Consider the following 24,544-nt stretch of genomic DNA (forward strand, 5'->3'; position numbering starts at 1 on the left):
AAATTAATAAGGACAACTTGTACAGATTGGCCAAGAAGGATAAGTGTTTGTTAAATTACAGATTGAAACACCAATGGGATCAACAATAGCGTGTTCGGCTAAATCGCAAGGCCCATTATTTGCATGGTCAGTAACAGCGTATAAATCACATTGAATCCTCCAATTTGCTAATGCATTGTTTTGAATTAGTTGAAAATTGGCGAGGCTTGTAAGTTCTGAAATGGCTTGACTTTTTGATTGACCACTATCTGGAACCGTTAAATTGATTACATTATCTCTTGTAGAATATAGAATGTTTTGTAAAGCTGGATAACCCCTGCTTACATGTACATTTTCATGAGCCTGTACTGCAGAAAGCATATACCAAAGTCCATTTGCATTTCCTAGTGTTTTTAAATCTTGCACTTGAGTACAATAATTCACGGAATTACTTTCACCTATTTCACTGCAGCCAGGTATCAGGCGTCCTTGTACCGAATAATTTCCTGTTACACTTAATAGAACTGCTGTCCAAGTAGAGTTAGATTTGCTTGCTCCAATTTGAATATTTAAACTTTCTTGACGAGTTAATCCCCATACATTGGGATTGGTATTCAAAAACGATACTGCAGTATAGATGGTGGTATTTCCACGACAACTGCCGTAGGCGTTGTATTAGGATCATCTCCTAATTCATCACAATTTGGTATACCCGTTGTTCCTCCTATGCAACCACAATCAGCTAAATATGCAGTGCCTCCTGTAACCCCCGCGCAATCTACATTGCTATTTGGGTCAATCGGATCTTCAGGTATTTCAGGGTCATCCACAATTTGAGATCCATGAAAACCAAAAGGATAAGCAACATATTCGTAGGTGAAATTTCGCACTAAAATCATGTATAACTCTGGATATGGGTATGGGTTTGTTGTTACGTTATACAAGTTCTCACAAATACAAGTTGTTGGATCAAAATGTGTGGCAGGAGGACATTCATATACCGCCCAGTCAGTGACATTGCCACCATAGGTTGTTTCTATCAGACTCGTAAACTCACTTTTGTAAATCATTAATTTATTATTTACAGAAGCTAATAATTTATTTCCTCCACTTATTTTTTGTAAAGCATTTAAATCCTTAAGTGAGATACTAGCAATTAATTTACTTTTAACTTGGCCATTTAGTAGATGCCGAATGGGATAAAGTTTATCTGAAAGTTTGGTGAAATGAAGAACGCTAGCTTCTAATTCACCCTCTTTTTCGCGTATGAAAAGTTCAAATACATCCTTTATTTTTCCGTTTTGTATGGGTTTGCCATTTGTTGGTTTTAATTTCTCTAAATTAAAAGATACGGGTACTCGTACATTTCCTAAACTGTCTATAATTGCTCTGTTCCAATTGGCTTCGAGCGCCATTTTTTTCATGAATGATGAATCTCCTAATTGACTATTTAAAGAGTCGACGTAATTCTTAGCTCTTGAAACACTAATTTTTTTAGCTAAATATGGGGAGGGGGAGAGCGCTAATTCTCGTTTACAGGATTGGCTAAACGAGAGTATACTAAGTAGTAATGAGGCATAAATGCCAAGTTTGAGGAGTGATTTTTTCATGTTAATTTAAATTTGAATTAAGGTAAGGATATGCAGGTACTTCTTCAAATTTTTTACATGATTTTATTCAATTTTTATGCTACGTTAGAAAGTTTAAATTGGTTCAATTTGTTTAAAATAAATGTGTTAACATGTTGTTCTGTCGAACGAGGTACTTCTTTTCAACGAGCAATAGACTGATATTAATTTATACCTGTTTTTTTTTGAGAATTTTTGCCGCACTTGAGTATGACAGCAAATGCTTGAATTTGCTGAGCTAGTAAAGAATACAAACCTTTATGTGCCTCGTGTAAAATACTGGGTGTTCACTGTGGTATAATGAGCAATTAAAACCTTTTAATCGTTGTTAGGCTTGGCTGTATTCGATTAAGCCAGGTTCTTTTTCCACTGATAAGCGCAATTTATTTTTCTGCTTCTCAGCTTTCTGCTGTCGTTGTTGAAACTTTAATGTTGACAGCTTGAAAGATTAGTTTTATTATTGTATAATATTTTTTGCTATTCAAAATAAAAGCAATGTATGATTGCACGCGTTTTAATAACAAATCATTCCTTATTTTACCATTATGTTAACGTTAAGGCTTATTCCGAAATCCCTCGGTGCCGTCGCTTTGTGTTTGACACAAGGTTTCGAATGACATAGTACAGAACACACTATTTATGGCAGAAGTAATTTATAACGACGACAGTATTCGCTCATTGGATTGGAAAGAGCACATTCGCTTACGCCCCGGTATGTATATCGGTAAGTTGGGTGATGGTTCTGCGCAAGACGATGGAATTTATGTTTTGTTAAAGGAAATTGTAGATAACTCGATTGATGAGTTTGTGATGGGAACAGGAAAAACCATCGAAATTACGGTTTCTGAACAAAAGGTAAACGTGCGTGATTATGGTCGTGGAATTCCTTTGGGTAAAGTTATCGATTGCGTGAGTAAAATTAACACCGGGGGTAAATACGATAGCAATGCCTTTCAAAAATCAGTAGGTTTAAATGGGGTCGGTACCAAGGCTGTAAATGCACTTTCTACCAGTTTTTCGGTGCAGTCGTATCGCGATGGACAAACGAAGAAAGTAGAGTTTTCGAAAGGTGAAATTGTAAACGAGCAGCCTATAATTGATACTACTCAGCGAAATGGAACAGCCATCACATTTTATCCGGATGAGTCGATTTTTAGAAATTACCATTATATCCCCGATTTTGTCGAAAGCATGGTTTGGAATTACGTGTTCCTGAATACGGGATTAACCATCAACTTCAACAATCAAAAATATTTTTCAGAAAGAGGACTATACGATTTACTGTCGAAATTTAACAAGCCAGAAGAGTTACGTTATCCAATCATCCACATGGTGGGGAACGATATAGAAATTGCCATGACGCATGGTCAGCAGTATGGCGAAGATTATCATTCTTTTGTGAATGGGCAACATACTACACAAGGGGGTACGCATCAGGCAGCATTTAGAGCAGCCGTTGTAAAAACTGTTCGCGAGTTTTACAAGAAAGAATTTGATGCCTCGGATATTCGTTCATCTATTATAGCTGCTATCTCGGTTCGTGTACAAGAACCCGTGTTTGAGTCGCAAACGAAAACCAAATTGGGCTCGCAAAACATGGGGCCAGAAGGGCCTTCAGTGGCAACCTTTATCAACGATTTTGTTAAAAAAGAATTAGATGACTATTTGCACAAACATCCCGATGTTGCCGATGCATTACTAAAACGAATCATCCAGTCAGAAAGAGAACGAAAAGATATTGCCGGTATTAAAAAGCTAGCAAACGATCGCGCTAAAAAAGCATCCCTACATAACAAAAAATTAAGAGATTGTAAAGTTCATTTTAACAGTACTCACGAAAAAAGGTACGAAACTACCTTGTTTATTACAGAAGGTGATTCTGCATCGGGTTCTATTACTAAATCGCGCGATGTTGATACGCAAGCGGTTTTTAGTTTGAAGGGTAAGCCCTTAAATTGTTACGAGTTAACTAAAAAGGTGGTGTACGAAAATGAAGAATTCAATCTATTACAACACGCTTTAAATATTGAAGACGGATTGGATGGATTGCATTACAACAATATTGTAATTGCAACCGATGCCGATGTAGATGGAATGCATATTCGTTTATTGATGATGACGTTCTTTTTGCAGTTTTTTCCGGATTTGGTTAAGGCGGGTCACGTATATATTTTGCAAACCCCATTGTTTAGGGTTCGAAATAAAAAAGAAACTATTTATTGTTACAGCGATGAAGAGCGCCGAAATGCGATAGACAAGTTAGGAAACAAGCCGGAAATTACACGTTTTAAAGGGCTAGGAGAAATTTCACCTGATGAGTTTGGGTTATTTATTGGAAAAGATATTCGATTAGATCCAGTAATTTTGAAGGATCAAACCATTAAAGGATTGTTGGAGTATTACATGGGCAAAAATACACCCGATAGACAACAACACATCATTAGAAATTTACGAATCGAAAAAGACGAAGTGGCGGAAGAAGCACCTAAAATTGTTGAGGATGTAGCATAAGTTCGGGACTTGGATTAATCGCGCGTTAATTCAAACACTTTGAAAACAATTAAGAAAAACGCTAGAAAATACCTGTTTGTTGCATTTTTAGTCTTTGTAATTTTTGCGATTTCGCTTAAATTGATCCTAGAATTTTCTGAAATATCAGCCGAAAGGCTTAATATTGAAATGCCGTCTAATCGACCAAATTTTAACGGTTTGAACGGCTGCATATTAAAGCTTTATAAGGCTGAGAACAGTTGTCGGATGTATTTAGTGAGTAGGCAACCGCGTTTTTACACGTTATTTGTTGCCGATATCAAAAGTGTTGGCGAAACGCTAGATTCTATTTTTAGAAGTGATACCGCCAAACAAATAGAATCTTCAAATAATTTTAATATACTTTTAGCGCAAAAGAAAGAACGAACAGAACGGCTTTTGAACCTGAAAAAGCTTTCTGATAGTTTAATGGGGTTCTCGAGCATTGTAAAGGAAAAAGTAGCTGAAAATAATGACTTTTCGAAAGTCAAGGAGTATACAACCAGTCGGTTTATAAGTGTAGTCCGAGTAGATACCTTAAATTATAAAGCCAAACCACTACCGAAGAAGAAATTTTTTGGCCGATTAATATCGGCATTTAAAAAAACGGATACAGTAGAAAGCGATAGCTTGGCTAAAGCCAATAAAACCCTGGTAAAGAAGACTATTTCTGCTGATACATCCAAAGAAAGTAAAGCCTATAATAAGGTAGAATTAAGTCGGATAAATGACTACTATCGACGTATTTATAAGCTAAATATGGCGCTCAAAAATAGCGAAATAGATCTGCTTGCTGTGAACCATAAGCTTATTGAAGCCATTGCTAAAGAGGTCGATAGCTATAAAAATTGCGAATGGCAAAATTTCGCCTCCTTACACGATGAAGCCATTAAAGAGCAAAATCAAATACTCAATAATCAAAACAGATTTACGTTTATTTTATTCGCTTTTGTTACCGGACTTCTTGTCGTGATCTTTTATTTCATCTACCGGTTTTATAAAAAGGAAGAAGATCTAATTCGTTTTAGTAGCAAGGCAGAATTGCTTGCGATTTCTAAAAGTAGATTGTTGGCTACCATGAGTCACGAAATTCGAACGCCATTAAACTCAATTGTTGGTTTTTCAGAACAATTGAATCAATTGCAACTGTCTCCAGTAAAAAGACAACACATTAGCGCTATTCGGAATTCTTCTTTAATGTTATTGGAGGTTGTGAACGACATTTTGGATTTTTCGAAATATGAAACGGGCAAAGTTACCTTGGAACAAGCTCCTTTTTCGGTACATGAAGCCATTTCGGATGTTTTTCAAACCTTAAGTATCTTGGCCGAAAAAAAGAATATTGCATATGATATAAAGTTAGGACTCGAAAAAACACAATACGTGCTGGGCGACTCCCTTCGTTTGAGGCAAGTGATTATGAATTTATTGGGAAATGCCATTAAGTTCACAGAAGTTGGAAAGGTAAGCTTAGAAGCAAACTTTACTAAACTATCCAATGATTCTATTTTGTTAGAAGTTGCAGTTTCTGATACTGGAGTTGGAATTAACGAAGTAGATCAAAAATTAATTTTTGATGAATTTGCGCAGGCAAATTATAGCTCAGCTGAAACAAAAGCCAAAGGAACTGGATTAGGCTTGGCCATTTGTAAGCGAATAATTGAATTGCATAAAGGGAAAATTAAGTTGCTGAGTAAGCTGGGAGAAGGGACCGTTTTCTCGTTTCATATCCCCTATAAAATAGTTGATAAACCAATTAAAGATGCAGCAAGCGTTTTGTTAAAAAATGAAGCAGCGCTTGCAGGTAAAAAGGTTCTCTTAGTAGATGATAATACATTGAATATTTTGTTGGCCGGAACTATTTTGAAGCGATACAAGATTCAGTATGATTCGGCTACAAACGGCGTAGAAGCCCTGGATTTGATAGCTGAAAATAAGTATGATATTATTTTAACCGATATCCAAATGCCAATTATGGATGGAATTGAGTTAGCCCTTAAAATTAGAAGTTTGGATAATCCAGAAAAAAGATACATCCCCATTTTGGGAGTTACCGCCAACGTTATGCAAGAAGACCGCGACAAATATTTAACATCGGGTATGAGTGATCTGGTATTAAAGCCTTTTTTTGAACGGGAATTAATTGAAAAGATTATAACTTACATCAAATAGAAGTGTGTATTTTACTATTTTTTGGGTAATTCCCCAGTGTCTTCTGGATGTTGAGGAGGTAACACCGCAACATTTTTTTCTACCACCACAGTTTTTAAATGTACTGCATATTTGGTCGGGGCTATTCCATCATCATATTTTTCTGCAAAGGCTTGTGTGAATTCTGCACCGAAATATAAGATAATGGCGGTATAATAGATCCAGAGTAAAATAATTACCAGCGATCCTGCGGAACCGAAAACCAATCCTGGGCTAGTTTTTTCTAAATATAAACCAATTAAATACTTACCTAAGCTAAACAACAGCGCAGTAAATAATGCGCCAACTAAAGCCGATTTCCATTTTAATATCACATCTGGCAAAACTTTAAAAATGACTGCAAAAACCCCTGTGCTAACAAGAATGGTAAGCACATTATTAAAGATTAATATAAAAACGGTGGTAGTACTGGAAATTTGAGGGATATATTGTGTGAGCTTGTTTCCTAAACTTAATACAATGCTGTTTAATACTAAAGAAACCAATAAAAGAAATCCTAAAGAAACCACTAATGAAAAGGATAGCAGTCGGTTGGTGATGAGTTTTTTCCATCCTTTTTTTGGAATCGCTTTTACTTTCCAAATCAAATTAATGCTATCTTGAATTTCAGTAAATACCGCCGTTGCACCAATAACAAGCACAATTATACCAATAATCAAGGCAAATGAACTTTTTCCCGATAAGCTGGCATTGGCCACAAAACTTTGAATTTGCAGGGCAACATCTTGGCCAACAAAATCATTAATTTGCGAAAATAATTGGTTTTCAATCGCTTCCTGACTGTAAATTAAACTTGCACTGGCAATGATAATAATTAACAGAGGGGAAATGGAAAAAATAGTGAAATAAGCAAGTGCCGCACTAAGTTTTGTTATACGGTCTTCCATAAACCCTTTTCCAGCCGCAATAAATAGATGGTAAGTGTTCAAACCAAACTCTTTTCCTTTTGTGATTAATTTAAGCATACAATTAATTTTTTAAGATGATTTTGCTTAATTAACATGTTCGCTACACATTAAAAAGGATACCCGATGCCGATATTATAAATGATGTTTTGTCTTCTCCAATCCGAGTCGCCAAAATTTATGTCTTTGAAAACCCATCGCTCGCCCGGTGGCAAGTAAGGTTTACGAATTGGGAAGGCAACATCTAAACGTACAACAAAAAAAGAGGCATCAACACGTAATCCTGCTCCTGTACCAACAGCCATCTCACTTAAAATGTTTTTAAATTTAAAACCTGAACCTACGCGGCCACTACCCGGAACGTTTGGATCTGGCGTATCTTCCTTTCTAAGCCATATATTTCCAGCATCGATGAAGGCAGCTCCGTAAAGAATGCTAAAAATTTTAAAGCGTAACTCCGTGTTGTACATAATTTTGATGTCACCCCCTTGATCTGTAAAAGAAAGTGTATCGGGAACTTTATAGGATCCAGGCCCTAAAGCACGGGCCGGAAATGCACGAATATCGCTACTACCACCGCCAAAAAACTGTTTAACAAAAGGTAAGGAGCTACTGTTGCCATATGCATAACCAAAACCTACATTAAAGCGGTTTGCCCAGATAAGTTTTTGATTTATTTTATAAAAATTTCTGGCATCGGCTTCTAAGCGCACAAATTGGGTTAGAGGTACGTTGAACAGCGTTTTGCGCCCTTCTGAGTCTTTTGGAATAAATAAGCCCCAGAGGTTACCACCCGTTTCAATTAATCCGTTGAAATACATATTGTTTCTTCGTCGGCTTTCCATTTGATTGGTGTAGGTAAAACTGTAATTACTACCAATAATGAATTGTTGTTCAAGTGTATTACGTAATAAAGGGTTCGTATTGAATAAGTTATTTCTTACACTATCCGAAGAAAAAATTGGTTGAACAAAGTTTATAGAAATAGGGTTTAAAATATGTTCCTTATATTGATTTTCATTGAAATAATATCCAAACTCTCCTTTAAAAGAATTTAATTTATATTCTGAACCACGATTTAGCAATTGGTAGTTTAGCAAAGCTACCGTGCGAGGAATAAATGCCGTTGTACTGTTCGGCTTATAAAAAGGTACAATAAAACGTGGAATGCTTAATTTTCCTTCAAGCGTGAATGAGTAGGTATTTCTTCCTTGTGAGGTTCCTCTAACCTGAGTTTCGAATCCGCCGCTGGCACTAATATCTAGCTGCTCTGCACCTTTTAAAAGGTTTCGGGTAGTGTGGGTTACTTTTACTTCAGATCCCACAAAATTGTTTGATTTACTCGTTCCTAACACTGAAAAGCTGATGGAGTATTTTTTGTAAGGAGTGAGATAGATGTTTAAATCGAGTTGATTATTCTTGAAACTATCCAAAGGGATAAATTCTGCTCGTACATCCTGAAAGGCGCCTATGTTAACCATCCGATTTAGCGATTGATTATGATCTTTTCGATTGTACAATTCATCCTTTTTAAAGAAAACCAAGCGGTCAAATAATCGAGGGCGATATGTATTTAAACTATCGTATATTTTAAAGTCGTGGTATTCCAATGGCTTTAATCTACGTAAAGCGGCATCACGGCGTAAGCTGTAATTTGGATAAATTTTAATGTCGTTAATTCTATAAGGCTTTAAAGCAGCATCGGGACTAGAACTTTTTACTTTTAAGCTAATATTAACTAAGTTTTTTCCAATGGTACTGTCTACTTGAAGTATTAAGTAATCGGGGCTAAAATAGAAATATCCACTTTCTTTTAAATCGTTATCAATACGGATGCGTTCATTTTTATAGATTTCTAGATCGTAAAAATCACCGATTCTAAGCAATGAGTTTTCTTTTTTGCTTTGTATAATTTTAGATATTCTATCCGAATCGGATGGAAAAGTAATTTTATTGATCTTATATCGGTTTCCGGTTGTCACTGTATAAATGGCTTTTCCTTTTTTACCTTTCGTAACCGTATCGCCAATTACGGCACTTTGTAGATAACCAATACTTATAAGGTAACTTTCTAGTACTTTACTATTGAAATCTAATTTTACTTCATTTAAAAGAACAGGAGGTTCGCCTACTTTGGTACGTAGCCAGTGTTGTATGCCTTTTGGTTTTTTAGGTTCACCAGCCAGATTATAAATCATTAATTTGGGTTTTAAACCTAGAAAAGATTTATTCGGTTTTGGTCGTGTTTTACTTAGTAAATCTGTTTTAATTTGTTTTTCATTATCAAGTTTTACAGAAGAATCAGGATTAATATCAATTTCGGCTCCAGTATATAGATATTGTCCCGGTTTAAGCGATTTTGTCGTGCTACATCCCATCCATACTAAACAGGCCAGCAAAAAAAGAAATGGTCTAGTTAGTTGTTTCATTTTTAAATTTTTGTTCTTCTCTAAATCTTTTTCTCGATCTTCTTTGTTCGAAAATTTCTTTGAATTTATTGTAATCCATTACTAGGGTAAAACCTAAACCCGTTTCGATAATTTGCCCTTCAATAACGCTTTCATTTTGGTTTCGGCGATATCCGCGTAAGCGATAACGACCATCTGCAGATAAGGCATACTCGACATTTACGTTTCCGGCAATATTGTTCGCATTTTTATCAGCAGGCTGAGAACCTTCCAATCCAAACGAACTTCCTACGGTAACGGTTAATCGATCATTCAATAATTTTTTTGATAAACCAATTTCTAAATCTGTTTTTTGTTGTGCCGAGCCGCTTGAATAATCTTCAGAAGAGTTTACACCAATATTTAATTCAACGCCTTGAATTAAGTCGGACGCTAAATTATTAAGCTGTTCGGTTAAAAGTTTGCTTACACTTTGGCGTGCAATGGCTGAGGTACTGGTACTAGCTAAACTTTGGAACGGATTGTTTGCTATGAAACGACCAAGTGCCAACAAAGCGAATACTTGTTTATTTAGTTCGCTTTCATTGCGATTAACATTGTTCAATTTGGTTTCAACATCGCCTCCTAAAGCATTTCGTTCATTTTCTGGAAGCTCTATTTTGAACGAGATTTTTGGTTTCAATAGTTCGCCTTTCATGTATAAATAAACTTGAAAAGGTAATTTCGTTTTGGCCTCTACTCGGTCAGGTTGATTTAATAAATCTATTGGTGCAGCATTTACTTCGTGCATGGCAGTAATGTTAACGTTGGCCTCCATCGGTTCTCCGGTCCAAATGATTGTGCTTCCTTTTTCAATCTGAAATTCTTTTTGCCCCAATCCTGGAATCGTGAGTTTATACGCTCCTGTTAATACTTCGTATCTTCCGGTTAGACTTATTTTTCCACTTGGATCGATTCCGGCATTTAAATTTGCTTCGCCTTTAATTTTTAAATTATCGCCGTTAAGCGGATCCACAATGATGTTTAAATCTGCTTCTGGATCAATGGCAATATCGGCCACTAGATTAATTCCTTTTAAAGGCGATTTTGTAACGCTATCGACATTTAAGGCCTTTTCTCCGTTAAATGGAGGAGCATCTTCGTCCACAAACTGAACAATTCCTTCTTGATCAATAACCGATGGATCGCTCGCTGGTACTACAAAGAAAAAGTTTGTTCCTTTGTTAATGCGAACGCTCATGTTGACATCGGGTTGATTTAAATCACCTCTGATTTTTATATTGCTGGTAAGGAAAACAGTGCCGTAGAAAAGTTCGTTATCCACAGCGGTAGAATTTAGTGCTCTGAAATTGTTGGTTCTGATGTCCAAACCAAATTTAAAATCGCTAAAGTTGCTGGTATAGACCATTCCATTAATGGTTGCTTTTTGATTTAGCGAATCGATTAACGTAAAATTATTGAAACGAATTCCTTCCTCTGTGAACGATATTTTTTCACTCGGTAACCGAAAATAGGAATTTACATAAGCAATACGAGCACCTGCATCATTAAAGTTTATGTCGCCCAAAATGCGGGGCTCGGTTAAAGATCCTTTCAGGGTTAATTCACCCGAAATAGTTCCTTTACCTTCTTTTAGTTGACCCGCAGAAAGACTTTCAATATTTTTTAGCTCGATTTTATCGATGTTCAGTTTCAGGTCTAATGCGCTGTTTGGTTCCGTATAATAAAACCCATTTACGCGTAGCTCGTGTACGCCCGATAAGGCCGCATTAATCTCAAAAGCATTCTCGGTATGGTTATTCGCTACCAAGCGAAGCGTACCTAATTCATCTTTTTGATAACGCAATCCTTCGATGGATAGATTGGCTTCGAACTTTGGTGTTTGTGCTAAATCCATTACAGTAGCGGTACCGTTTAACTTTCCGCCAACCAACGTGGTGTCTGTATCGGCAAACTTGGTTAATGTAGCTAATTGAAAATCTTTAAATTCAATAGCAAGAGGAGCATTCGGTGTACTTGGTGTGCTGTTAATGCTTAACGATTGGCCACTATTGCTTAGTTGGAATTGATTAATCAAAATACCCGATTGACCAAATTGAATGTAATTTTCGGGCGAAACTGTCCATTTTTCGTAATCTAAAATTAGTTTTTGCGGATCTAAATTAAACCTAAAATCTTTATTAATGGATTGGAACAATCCAGCTATCACATATTTATCTTTTAGCTCTTTGTCGCGTAAAAAGATGTTTACATTTAAGTTGTTATTCGCTGCGGTACCGCTGATTTCGGTGTTGAATAAAGAAATAGACGGACTTTGAAGGCTTTTAACATTGAAATCGTAACCAAGCTCATTTGTGGTTTTATTTTCTACACTTAAGGCTATGCTGTCAATTCTATAATCGCCATACACCACTTGAGGAAAGCTTCCCTTTAGGAGTAGGCTATCTTGTTTGGTATCAATTAAGCCATTTATTTGGGCAGGTTTAAATACCGTTAGCTCGGGCACGAATTTCTTCAACAACTTTGAATCATAAATCTGAATGCCAAACTTCAGACGTTGGTCTGGAACCGGAGTAACCTGACCAAAAGCATAATATTTATTGAGTTCATTAATAAGTGTTGCACCAAGTTTGCTCAATTGATAATTGCCTTCTAAATTGGCTGATAGAATTTCTGATTTTAGTTTTAATGAACTTGCTGTAGCGGTAGTTTTAGCATGTAGAAATAAGGTATCAACGTTAATCAATTCATTATTCATTACAAGTTGTAAACCAGTTACATCTACGTTTCCATTTAAATAATCGATATCCGCTGTAGGTAAATTTACATGCACTTTACCGGCTGCTTGTAAGGTTCTTGCATAGAAGTTTAAAGCTTGTAAGTCTAACCTTTTTAAATTTAACTGTGCATTTACCGCAGGATATTTACCGGCCATATTTACACGAGCATTTAAATTGAAATTGGCATTGCTATCGGTCATATTACCTTTTAGATTAACTCTCTGATTGGCGTACGAGCCCTGAAGATTTAAATTTCTGTAGGTATATTTGTTGTAGTACGCACTGATTAGTTTGGCATTAAATTTAGCATTGATTTTTTTCGGTTCTAACCCCGTTCCAGAAACATTGGCTTTTATGGTAACCCGCCCTAAATTGGGTTGCATTTTTAAAAGTCGGCCTACATTAAAGTTTTGAATGTTCACATTTCCCTGATACTTTTCTTTACCTTTTGCGCCGCTCAAACTGGCTAGTAAGGCCGCATTACCCATATCAGTTTTTACATTTAAATTGGTTTTGAACGTACTCATCGTGCCTTTAAAATAGCCTGTAGCATTGATTTGATTCGGTAGTTCAATGCTTGTCGGCAAAGCCGATGAAGGAACTAACACCAATAAATCTCGTTTACTGGTAGCCAACTTTTGGATGTTTATATCCAGATAGGTTTTTTCAATTGTAGGCAATCCTTTTATGGTTCCTTCTAACGCTATGTGCGTGTTTTTTAACCCAGTAATTTGTAATTGAGGGATGTTTAAATTATTCAGATACCCCTTAACAGAGGCATTAACTTTAATTTTTTCATTTCGATATGCAGCTGGAACGGCATCGCTAAAAAAGCTAGCATCTTTTAAACCAATGGTTGTATTTTTAAGATCAAGCTGAATTTTAACTTTTTCTGGATGCTTGGTTAAATCCTCTATTGAATTAAACGTTAAATTCGTGTTGTTTTCTATATAGGTATTTGGCGTATTGAATAGGAAATCACGTACCCGAATCTGCTTGTCGGTATAGGTAACTGCCGCTTTTAAATCATTTAAAATAAAACCACTTTTTTCGTTCAAGCTTCCATTCTTAACCGTTGCTAAAATGCCCTTGGCGTCGTAACGAATGTTGTTGGCACCTAAGTTTAGCTTGGTAATTTTTAAGTGATTAAAATCCATCCCTTTGGGCAAAGGTTTAGCTGCTAGATTATCAAATTGTACGGCATTATTTTCAAGGGAAATGTTGTTCACGAGAATGGCCATGGGCGATGACTCGACTAAAACCGTGTCTTTTACTTTATTTAAATCATTAGCAGGGGCCGGTTTAAAGGCAAATAGAATGGATGAATTGTTTAAATGCGCATCATTTACTTGATATTTGTTATGCGTTAAATCTATTTTGGTATTGCTTAATCCCAAATCAGCCAAATTTAAAACAGCTTTGGTGGTGGCTAATTGATCGTCGTATTTTATTTTTACATTACTAAATAAGAATTCTTCGACTTCAACTAAGGGTAATCTTCCTTCCTCTTTTTGACTGCTATCTACTGTATTGGTGATGTGCTGAACCAAATGGGTGAGTGGTTTTTGCTGTAAATAAGTAAGCGAAGTATTTTTTAAATCGAAGGTTTTAATCACATAATGTTGATTGGTTAAATCAAAATCTTTGATCTTGGTTTCGAGCTCGCCTAAATGAAGACGCATATCGTTACCGGCCACATCATCCCGGTAGGTAATACCAATATCTTGAAGGGCAATTTTATTTATAGAAAACTTTAGAGTAGAGGTGGTATCTTCTTTTACTTTTTCTTGAGGTTTTTTTTGCTCCGTCATAAAGGCATCCACCAAAAAAGAAAAATTAAAAGTTGTATCAGGTGTAATGCGTGTAACGTTCGCACGGATCTTGTTTAATTCAATGTTGTTTATTTCAACGGTATTGTTTAACAATTTCAAAAGACTAATGTCTACGGCTAATTTATCGGCATATAAAAGCGTATCCTTTTTTAAATCTTCGATGTAAAATTTGTTCAGAACTACATCTTTAGGGAACGCAATTTTAATGCTTTGAAGACTTATTTCGGTATGTGTTTTCTTTTTTAGGTAGGATATTACGCGATCTTTAACAAAATTTTGTACTGCAGGAATATTTAAAGATAAAGCAAGGGCGACCACCAATAAAAGGATGCTGGTAATGGTCCACAGAAAAATTTTTAATCCTTTGCGTACGTATTTGTTCAAGGCGTTTTCTTGTAAATTAGTGGTGAAAAAACTGCATAAATAATGCCACGAATAATATTAATGGCAGATTTTATTAGATAATACAAAAAATACAGTAAATTGTTCATCCCCATTAGAAAAAATGTATACGGGGATAAACTTTATATCATGAAGATACTAAATATAACCATACAATTTGAGGAATTTTCCGGAATAGAAGAACTAAGTGAAACGGATAAGAATTTGTGCCAACTGTCGGAAAAAGCACTTGAAACGTCTTATTCTCCTTATTCAAAATTCCGCGTGGGCACGGCGATTCGTTTAGCGGATGGACAAATAATTTTAGGGAGCAATCAAGAAAACGTAGCCTATCCATCGGGTTTATGCGCCGAACGCGTAGCACTTTTTTCTATTGGTTCCCGCTATCCTCATGCTGTTATAGAAAGCATGGCCATCACCGCCCATACCGAGAATTTTGAAATTACCAAACCCGTAACTTCTTGTGGCGCATGCTTACAAGTAATGGCTGAGTTTGAACGAAAGCAAAAGACACCCATTGCAGTAATTTTTTATTGCTTAGGGGGCGAAGTTTTAAAAGTGCCAAGCATTCAAAGTTTATTGCCTTTTTCTTTTGTTGAGGAACGATTGTTGGCTGCAAAAAAATGAAAGCGAGCAAGTTTTTAAGAGAGAAGCCATTAGGGTTTTGAACCCTTGCAGCAAAAAAATTAGACCATAAAATGTGAATAACCCGTTTTTATACTGTGGAATCATTTTTAGTATATTTACGCCTGCCAATACTGTAAATAGATGAGTGAAGAACTAGACCAACCCGTAAACGAAGAGCACAAACATACCATTACACCAATTAACGGCCTATACGAAAATTGGTTTCTCGATTATGCTTCTTATGTAATTCTCGATCGGGCTGTTCCGCACATTAACGATGGGTTAAAGCCGGTACAGCGTCGTATTATGCATTCGCTGAAAGAAATGGACGATGGACGTTTCAATAAAGCAGCCAATGTTATCGGTAATACGATGAAGTACCATCCGCATGGCGATGCATCCATTGGCGATGCCATGGTGCAGATAGGTCAAAAAGAATTGCTTATTGATATGCAGGGTAACTGGGGTGATCCCATTACGGGTGATAGTGCCGCTGCACCGCGTTACATCGAGGCACGCTTATCAAAATTTGCAAACGATGTAGTTTTTAATCCCGATACCACCAGTTGGCAATTGAGTTATGATGGACGTAACAACGAGCCGGTAACACTGCCAGTTAAATTTCCGCTTTTGTTAACGCAGGGCGCAGAGGGTATTGCCGTGGGTTTAGCAACGAAAGTAATGCCGCACAATTTTGTGGAGTTGATTGATGCCTCTATCGAGTCACTTAAAGGTACACGTCCGAACATTCTTCCCGATTTTTTTACCGGAGGGATGGCCGACTTTTCGAATTATAACGAGGGAGTGCGCGGAGGGAAAATTCGTGTACGCGCAAAAATTACTGAAAAAGATAAAAAGACCTTGGTCATCACAGAAATTCCCTTTAGTACCACTACAGGTTCTGTGATTGACAGTATTTTATCAGCCAACGATAAAGGCAAAATAAAAATCAAAAAAATTGAAGATAATACGGCTGCAAACGTTGAAATTGTGGTGCATTTGGCTCCCGGTATTTCGCCCGATGTAACCATCGATGCCTTGTATGCCTTTACTTCTTGCGAAGTTTCTATCTCGCCCAATACATGTGTAATTAAAGATGATAAACCACACTTTATGAGTGTGAACGATATCTTAATTGAAAACACAAAAAATACTAAATCCTTATTAAAAAAGGAGTTAGAAATTAAATTGCACGAACTACAAGAGAAAATTTTCTTTAGTTCTTTGCTTAAAATATTCATTCAAGAAGGCATGTACAAAAATGCCGAATACGAAAATTCGAGCAATTTTGAGATGGTGGTAGAGGTCTTACACCGACTTTTCGAGCCGTTTAAACCTTCCTTATACCGTGAAATTTTACCTGAAGATTTTAAAAAGTTAATCGACAAACCGATGAGTAGCATCACCCGTTTTGATGTGAAGAAGTCCGATGAACATATGAAAAGTCTAGAGGATGAAATTAAAGTGGTTAAGGGACATTTAAAACACCTAACGGATTACGCAATTGCCTGGTACCAAAAATTAAAAGATAAATACGGAAAGGGTAGAGAACGTAGAACCGAAATTAGGTTATTCGATCGGGTGGAAGCCGCAAAAGTTGCTTTGGCAAATATTAAGTTATACATGAATCGTCAAGATGGTTTTGTAGGCTCTGGTTTGCGTAAGGATGAGTTTGTGGCCGATTGCTCTGATATAGATGAAATTATTGTTTTCCGTGAAGATGGAAAGTGCATTATAACCAAAGTAGCCGATAAAACCTTTGTTGGAAAAGGAATTATTCATGCGCAAGTATTTAAAAAGGGGGATGAAAGAACCGTCTACAACATGATATATAAAGATGGAGCAACGGGTACCTCTTATATTAAACGTTTTGCGGTGGTGGGCGTAACGCGCGATAAAGAGTACGATTTAACGAAAGGCTCTAAAGGTTCTAAAGTGTTGTATTTTACAGCCAATCCAAATGGTGAAGCAGAAATTGTAAATGTTGCACTGAAACCGCATAGCAAATTGCGGAAACTTCAGTTCGATTTAGATTTTGCGGAAGTAGCCATTAAAGGCAGGGGTTCGCAAGGAAACATTGTTTCCAAATATCCAGTCAAAAAGATTGTGTTAAAAAGCAAAGGGGTTTCAACCTTGGCGGGATTAAAAATTTGGTACGATGATTTATTGAAACGTTTAAATGTTGACGGAAGAGGTAAATATTTAAGCGAATTTGATGGCGATGACCGTATTTTACAGGTACACAAAGATGGTAGCTACGAATTAAGCTCATTTGATTTAACCAATCACTTTGATGATGATTTGCTGTTAATGCAAAAATTTGATGCCGATAAAGTGTTTGCTGCGGTTCACTACGATGGAAAAGCACAAAATTATTTTGTAAAGCGCTTTACTTTTGAACTTCAAACAAATGGAAAGAAGGTGGTATTTATCAGCGAAGAGCCGAAGTCGAAATTAGTTTGTATAAGCTCAAATCCAGCTGCAAGTGTTCGAGTAGATGTGTTAAAAGGTAAAACTCAAATTCCAGAAACCTTAACACTGGTATTGGCCGAAATGATTGATGTAAAAGGCTTAAAAGCCAACGGAAATCGATTGTCAGCACATGATGTGCAAGAAATCTTTTTAGAAGAGCCGGAAATTGAAGAAGAAGAGCTGGAAATAAAAGAATCGGAAGAAAGCTCAAATGATGAAGATACAAGTGAAGAGACTGAGGACATTACTAAAGAGGATATAGAAAAAAAAGTAAAACCAACGTTTGAAAGAAAAACTCTGGAGGAATTAAAAAAGGATGAACCAGACAATGGTGAAACGCTGGTTAAGAAAGTCGATTTTGAAATTACCAATCCGGATGATATTGAAATGGATGATAATGGCCAAATAGGATTATTTTAAGAAGGATTACTAAAAAAATAGACCTATCCGGTTTTTAAAACCGGATAGGTCTTAAAAAAATTAGATGCCTGGAAGTCCGTCAAATAATTTTTTAATTTTCTCAGTGCTAGAAGGTCTTGGAGCATTTGATGATACAACATTTCCTTGAGGGTCGATTAAAATAAAACGAGGGATTGAGTTAACGCCATAAGCAGTAATAAAATCAGAACCAAAATCTTTGTCTGCACGCAGTTGGATTCCTTCTAATCCTTTATCAACGACCATTTTTTTCCATTTAGCTTGTGCTTTATCGGTATCTACAGATATACTTACAAATTCAATATTTTTCCCGTGATATTCTTTCTCTAGTACTTTTAAGCTTGGGATTTCAGCAATACAAGGTGTACACCAAGTAGCCCATAAATCAATGTATACATATTTTCCTTTAAGATCATCGAGTGATATATACCCACCTTTAGCATTTTCGTAGTTGTTGAATTTTGGTGAAGGTTTACCTGCAAAAGAATCAGCTACTCCATTTTTACGTTGTTTGTATGCTTCAATTGTGCCGGAGCAAAGGGAATTTAGCTGCTCAGCAGCAGAATGATATGCCTCTTTAGAAAGGCTATTCTTATTGTCTTCAAGTCTTTTAGTAAAATCGTTTCTTATTTCTGATAGTTTTGCATTAAATGCATTTTCTTCTAGTTCATAAAGGTTTTTATGTGTTTGTCCAACGGAAAAAGCTTCCATCAAGAATTTATGCATAAACTCAGAATCTTTTCCACTTTTGCCTCCATACGTTAAGGAAGCATCCCAATTTTTACCGTCAGCAGTTATGGTTAGTTCCGACTTGTTTGTAAGAAAAAGGAATGAGCCTAGCGATTTTCCTTCATTGGTATCACCTATCCAAAACATTTGATAGGAAATTTTCCCATTTTCTTCAAATTTTATTGTATCGGTAAAGCTCCCATCGGGTTTAAGCGCAATTTTTTTCAATTGATCATGATATTTCAACGGCTGAACGGTCGTGTCGGTTATTACAGACCAATAAATATATATGGTGTCTTTAATAGGGTTACTAATTTTACCAGAAACGGTTGCATAACCTTTGTCTTTTTTTACAACAAATGCCATCAAAAGCATTGCTGTGAGTATAATAGCGAGTTTTTTGAATTGTTTTTTCATTTCTTTATTGATTAGTCTCTTGGATTTTTAATGAGCTTTGGATTAATGGATAACTGTTCAGAGGGTATTTGAAAGACGTAATTGTTTCCGTTGGGCTTTAAAATGTAGTCTGCACCTTGAGCTGTATGTGTAATGGTTTTGGCAAAACGCGGATCTAGATTTAAACGTTTTAAATCAAATAATCGGGTTCCGCTAAGAAACATTTCGCGTCTTCGTTCATCCAGAATTTCTTTCAATACATCTTCAGCGTTGTTGTTTAAGTTGCTCAATGTTAAATCGGTAAAACCGATAATACGATTTCTTTTTACGGTATTTAGGTCGTCTAATGCTGGTTGTAGATTTCCAGTTCTTGCGGTACATTCGGCTCTGGTTAAATAAATTTCGGCTGTAGAAAAGCCGTGATTTTCTCTAATGGCAACAATATCAAGAAATAGTCCTTCGGGATAACCTGCTGCTGACCCATATAAATTAAAATAATCCGTGGTATAAATGAGTGGTCTTACGTCATTCGGATGAAAGCTAGACTGAAATTCTTGACTTAAGTATAAGGATTGCAAAATGGCTACTGATGTAGAGTTTGATTGCCTCATGTAAAGTTGCTCTTGATTAAAAAAGGGAGCTAGTGCTTCTTGATTATAACCAGCAATAGGTAGTATTGATTTGCTGGTGTAATTATCGATATAATTGTTGAGTGCGAGGGCTGCATTGGCATTTGCTAATGCCTGCGCATAGTTTCCTTGATACAAATACAGACGTGCAAGAAGCCCATATGCACTTGCTTTAGACGCTCTGTATTTTACATTGCTTGCGCGTAAGTTAGGTAAGGCCTTGGTAACATCATTTAAAATAAAGTTATAAACTTCTTGAACGGTAGATCTTTCTTGTTTCTCTTGATCAATACTGGCCAAGGTAATGATGGGCACGCCTAAATCAGTATTGGCCGTTTCGGCTTTGTATTGTTTCCCAAAAAGATTTACCAGCATAAAATAGTTAAATGCTCTTCCTAATAAGGCTTCTGCTTTTACAGATTTTCTTAGTGACTCATTTGTTCCTTCGGCTCCATCAATTTCAGAAATAATAATATTGTAATAGTAGATTCCTTTGTATGGCGCATTCCAGAGTATATTTTTTCCAGAATTGTAAATCTGCTCTTGATATATAAACGAGTTATAAAAAGGAGTTGATACAAAACCTGCTAGTTGATTGATGATGTCTGCTGTTTCAAAATCATCTCCCGCAGAAATTAACACGCTTAAGTCACTGCTATTTACAACATCATCCGAGTTTAGCATTAAATCATAGTCCTCTATTTTTTGAGCAATAAACTTATCTTTTGGTACAACGTCCAAATATTTTTGACAGCTACAAAGCAATAGGCTTGTAGCAATAAAGAAAAGTATCTTAATTTTTTTCATTCTGTACTAGTTTTAAAATGTGGCATTAATTCCAAAAGTATAAGCAGGCATAATGCGATAGCCTCTCTCTCCAGCGAATGATTGCGTTTCAGGGTCTATATTTTCTTTGTTTTTAGTCCATGTGTAGATGTTATTTGCTTGAAAATTTACTCCTAAATTTTTAAATGGTAACTTCATTAATAACTTGTTTGGTAAGTTGTAGCTCAGTGTAACTTCTCTTAGTTTGATATAATCACCTGGAAGTACATTTACATTCGCATTTCTGAAAAGGGTAGGACTAAAACTATCCGAAGTTCTTGCCGGTATTGTTGTGGTGTTTTCATCACCAGGTTGCTTCCATCTTTTTGTAGCGTCAATATGCGTTGAGTTGAGTTCTCCGGCATAGGTATCTTTTCTAATGACATTTCCTCCATTAAAGATAAATAGGAACGATAATTCTACATTTTTATACCCGAAAACATTGGTTAATCCACCAGAATAGGTAGGCTCTATAGTACCTAGATATACTAAATTATCAAAAGTAAGATCGGAAACCGAAGAGGTAGTGCTTCCGTCTTTTTTATAATAGGTAGCTTGCCCAGTATTGTTTAAGCCTGCAAAGCTAGGGCCGAAAATACTATTGGCAGGATACCCAATTTTAAATAGTGGCTGTAAATTGTTTGTAATGCTCAGAAAATCATTGCTGGGTGCTTTAACTTCTGTTACACGGTTTTTATTGAAGCGTAGTGTTAGATTACTTGACCATGAAAAATTTTTATTTTTTATGTTAACAGAGCTTACACCCAAATCTACCCCTCTGTTATACATGCTTCCTTGGTTTACTTCGCCAAAATCAAATCCAAAAGTTCCATCAATGTCTACAATAGCTAAAAGATCCGTTCCTATTCTATTGTAATAATCTACATTTATTGTTATCCGTTTCTCAAGCAAAGATAAATCCATTCCAAAGTTATGGCTTTTGGTGGTTTCCCATCTCAATTTTGTATTTGCGGGTGAGATAATAGAATTCCCTAGTAAGGATAAAACTGGTGAATAACTGGTTTGAAGAACATTGTAGGCCGAATTTCTGTTAGAGGTGTTGCCATTCAAACCATAGGTGTATCTAAACTTAAGGTCTATTTTATCAAAGCTAAAAAACGATTCTTTGGAAATATCCCAAGCAACACCGGCTGACCACAATGGGCGGAAGCGGAGAGAAGGGTCTGTGCCAAATAAATTAGATTGATCGATTCGAACACTTCCATTAAACGTGTATTTTCCATTGTAGGTATAAGCTCCATTGGCGTACATTGCTATGAATCGATTGGTGTTTTCGCTAATGCTCGGAATTTGATATCGGTTCCCACCTCTTAAGGTTATCGACTCGGTGGTGATTTTAGTTGCATTTAATAAATCAAGTTCATTAAATGGTACAATTGATAAGCCATTTGGGTTGAAACCATATCGTGTAAAACTATTGCCAGAAGAGAAAATGTGCCGCATTTCTCCACCTGCGATAGCAGAAACAACGTGTTTGTGCCTTGAAAAAGACCGGTTATAATTTGCCTGAGCGCGTATCGTATAGGAGTTTCGAGTAGAATTGTTTTGAAAAAGACGGCCTCCAAACGGAATTATTAATTGCTCATTTTCGCCTGTAAAAGGACTTCTTGCATTATTGTTAATTTCGGTTTTTAAGGCTGAATATTTCTCTGATTCATAAAGGCTGCTTTCGAAGTTTGCTCTTTCATATTGCATCCCTACTATTCCCGTAAAGCCACCCTTAAATTTGAAATTTAAATTCGCTTGTATTCGCGCTGCAAGCTCCCGCGATTTGCTTGAACTTTCTTTACAATCATTTAGTGGATAAAAAGTTTCGTCATAAAGACCAAGGCCAATTAAACGGTTAATTTCTTCCGTTAATTTGGTCCCGTTAAGTGTAAGCGGTAAAGGATTTCCATTCTCATCTTTAAGCATCATATAGGAAGGCATGTTTAAAAGAGTCGATCTATCTAAAAGATTTCCTTTGGAGTTGTTGAATGTAATAGCTCCTAAAACTTCTAAATCAATAATTTTAGAAATATTTAGGTTATCCTTGATATTGAAAATGGTTCTGTTTGAAGAGTTACCCACATTGACGTCTTTATATTGAACATTATTTAACGAAACATAATACTTGTTGCTTGTAGTTCCCCCACGTAGGGCAAGGTTGTTTTGAAATTCGGTGCCAACGCGGTACAAATCCTTTAACTGTGATAGGTTGTCTTTTGTTCGTAAGGAGCTAATCAAGTCATCCCGATATTGAATGACACTTGGATCGTTGGGATTGTAATAGGCATCTTGTAATGCATCGGTTAGCAAACCATACGAACGATTTGGTGAATCGGGACTTGGTATAAAGCTTTCAATAGCCATATCAATTTGCTCATTGCTTGACATTCTATTTAAAAAATAATTTAAATCTGGGGCACTTGTTAAGCGTAGACTACTGATAAAGTTTATGTTTGCCGAACTGCTGGTGCCTTTTTTAGTTGTGATAACAATCACTCCGTTTGATGAACGAACACCATAAATTGAGGCTGCTGTGGCATCTTTTAATACGGTTATGTTCTCGATAGTATTTGGATTGAGTGTTGAAATGTCAGCTTCCATGGGGAAACCATCTACTACAATTAATGGTGTGTTATTTAAGCCAATGGAGCTTCTTCCTCTAATTTCCAACCTAGAAGTTCCTCCTGTTGTAATCAGGGTTAAGCCCGGCACCATTCCTTCTAATTTGTTTTGTAAATTGGTGTAGGTTTTTCTTTCTAATTGTTTTTTGGTTACACGTGCATAGGAGCCTGTTGTTTCGTTTGCTTTTATGGTTTGGTATCCCGTAATATAAACATCTTTAAGATTGTCTGTTGATTCTTTTAAAGTAACAATTAGGCTCCTTTTTGAACCTACCGGTATTTCGTGCTTTTCAAGGCCTACACAGACGAAAACTAAGATACTGCTTTCATCTTTTACCCTAATTTTAAAGCGCCCAAGGGCATCTGTTACCGTTTTTGATTTACTGTTTTTTTCTTGTATTGTTACACCAGGTAGCGGTTCGCCTCCTTCATCCATAACTTGGCCTTCGACTATGTTGTTTTGGAAATAGTTTAAACGAAAGTTAGAAGTAGCAAAGGTGCTATAGGGGAGGTTAATTAACGAACATAAGAGCAATATAATGCATGTTTTTTTGCGGTAGTGTCCCCATCGGAGCCAGTTGAGTTTAATATAGGTTTGTTTTGGCTTCATTGTATCTAGTATATATTTAGTTAGTTGTAGGTAAAATCAATCTTATCGCAGTTTAATAGATATTAATTGGGTATTTGCTTAATAATAAATCGATTTATCTATGATTTTCTTCAACCACTTTGTTGAAATCAGCAAAGCTTAAATCGTTATTTCTACTCTTTCTTAGACGCTATAAATCGACATTTTTATAAAAGAATGTGAGATACAGATAAAAAGTAAAGCAATTGTTTTGTTGAAATAAAGAGATAGTATCAGCAACAAAATGAGCTTAAACTTCTTAAAGGTTAAGAAAAGTAAATTTTTAGGACTGATTTGGGGATGCTACTGAATAGGGATCAGTAATTAATAATAGAAATTATCAAATTTTGAAGTGTATTACTCTAAAGGTATTAAATTAAATTTATTAATCATAAAAAAATATTACATAATTCCCGTCAAAATCATACTAAACTGATTTTGCAACGTATAAAGCAATCATACCAATAACGTCAAGATTAATCTTATATTTGTCGCG

Annotated in this window: 12 protein-coding genes; 4 read left to right on the top strand and 8 right to left on the bottom strand. The window is 36.1% G+C overall.

From position 1 onward, the window contains the following. Positions 1–3: 3 nt before the first annotated feature. Both ACJVDK_RS17500 and ACJVDK_RS17505 read right to left on the bottom strand, forming a co-directional pair. Positions 4–597, bottom strand: a complete 594-nt coding sequence (locus ACJVDK_RS17500; protein ID WP_443937953.1) for a hypothetical protein — start codon at positions 595–597, stop codon at positions 4–6. Next, entirely contained in the window at positions 594–1,589 is a 996-nt protein-coding gene (locus ACJVDK_RS17505; RefSeq protein ID WP_443937954.1) for a hypothetical protein, read from the bottom strand. Before ACJVDK_RS17505 ends, ACJVDK_RS17500 begins: the two co-directional genes overlap by 4 nt. 657 nt (positions 1,590–2,246) lie before the next feature. Between ACJVDK_RS17505 and ACJVDK_RS17510 the strand changes: the two genes are divergently transcribed. Then, on the top strand, positions 2,247–4,118 hold the full coding sequence (locus ACJVDK_RS17510; protein WP_443937955.1) for a DNA topoisomerase IV subunit B: 1,872 nt from the start codon (positions 2,247–2,249) through the stop codon (positions 4,116–4,118). Positions 4,119–4,157: 39 nt separating this feature from the next. Further along, positions 4,158–6,308: an ATP-binding protein gene (locus ACJVDK_RS17515; RefSeq protein ID WP_443937956.1), complete on the top strand. Its 2,151-nt coding sequence runs from the start codon at positions 4,158–4,160 to the stop codon at positions 6,306–6,308. A 14-nt stretch (positions 6,309–6,322) separates the two neighbouring features. Here the strand turns inward: ACJVDK_RS17515 and ACJVDK_RS17520 are convergent, their stop codons facing one another. From ACJVDK_RS17520 to ACJVDK_RS17530, 3 genes are read right to left on the bottom strand one after another with little or no spacing between them, the layout of a single operon-like run. Next, positions 6,323–7,312, bottom strand: coding sequence for a YihY/virulence factor BrkB family protein (locus tag ACJVDK_RS17520; RefSeq protein WP_443937957.1), 990 nt, complete (start codon positions 7,310–7,312; stop codon positions 6,323–6,325). A gap of 50 nt (positions 7,313–7,362) precedes the next feature. Then, complete coding sequence (gene tamL / locus ACJVDK_RS17525) at positions 7,363–9,681, bottom strand: translocation and assembly module lipoprotein TamL (RefSeq protein WP_443937958.1); 2,319 nt, start codon at positions 9,679–9,681, stop codon at positions 7,363–7,365. Next, on the bottom strand, positions 9,665–14,656 hold the full coding sequence (locus tag ACJVDK_RS17530) for a translocation/assembly module TamB domain-containing protein (RefSeq protein WP_443937959.1): 4,992 nt from the start codon (positions 14,654–14,656) through the stop codon (positions 9,665–9,667). Before ACJVDK_RS17530 ends, tamL begins: the two co-directional genes overlap by 17 nt. Positions 14,657–14,803: 147 nt before the next feature. On the opposite strand from ACJVDK_RS17530, the gene ACJVDK_RS17535 reads away from it, so the two are divergent. Both ACJVDK_RS17535 and ACJVDK_RS17540 read left to right on the top strand, forming a co-directional pair. Further along, complete coding sequence (locus tag ACJVDK_RS17535; RefSeq protein ID WP_443937960.1) at positions 14,804–15,301, top strand: cytidine deaminase; 498 nt, start codon at positions 14,804–14,806, stop codon at positions 15,299–15,301. Positions 15,302–15,442: 141 nt separating this feature from the next. Further along, complete coding sequence (locus tag ACJVDK_RS17540; protein ID WP_443937961.1) at positions 15,443–18,193, top strand: DNA gyrase/topoisomerase IV subunit A; 2,751 nt, start codon at positions 15,443–15,445, stop codon at positions 18,191–18,193. Between the two features lie 60 nt (positions 18,194–18,253). On the opposite strand, the gene ACJVDK_RS17545 is transcribed toward ACJVDK_RS17540, so the two are convergent. From ACJVDK_RS17545 to ACJVDK_RS17555, 3 genes are read right to left on the bottom strand one after another with little or no spacing between them, the layout of a single operon-like run. Then, positions 18,254–19,357 carry a TlpA family protein disulfide reductase gene (locus ACJVDK_RS17545; RefSeq protein WP_443937962.1) on the bottom strand — a complete coding sequence of 368 codons (1,104 nt, stop codon included), beginning with the start codon at positions 19,355–19,357 and terminating at the stop codon, positions 18,254–18,256. Between the two features lie 11 nt (positions 19,358–19,368). After that, complete coding sequence (locus tag ACJVDK_RS17550) at positions 19,369–20,772, bottom strand: RagB/SusD family nutrient uptake outer membrane protein (protein ID WP_443937963.1); 1,404 nt, start codon at positions 20,770–20,772, stop codon at positions 19,369–19,371. A 12-nt stretch (positions 20,773–20,784) separates the two neighbouring features. Then, positions 20,785–24,030, bottom strand: a complete 3,246-nt coding sequence (locus tag ACJVDK_RS17555) for a SusC/RagA family TonB-linked outer membrane protein (RefSeq protein WP_443937964.1) — start codon at positions 24,028–24,030, stop codon at positions 20,785–20,787. Between the last annotated feature and the right edge of the window lie 514 nt (positions 24,031–24,544).

The organism is Pedobacter paludisoli (assembly GCF_052344095.1).
In the GTDB taxonomy this organism is placed as follows: Bacteria; Bacteroidota; Bacteroidia; order Sphingobacteriales; family Sphingobacteriaceae; genus Pedobacter.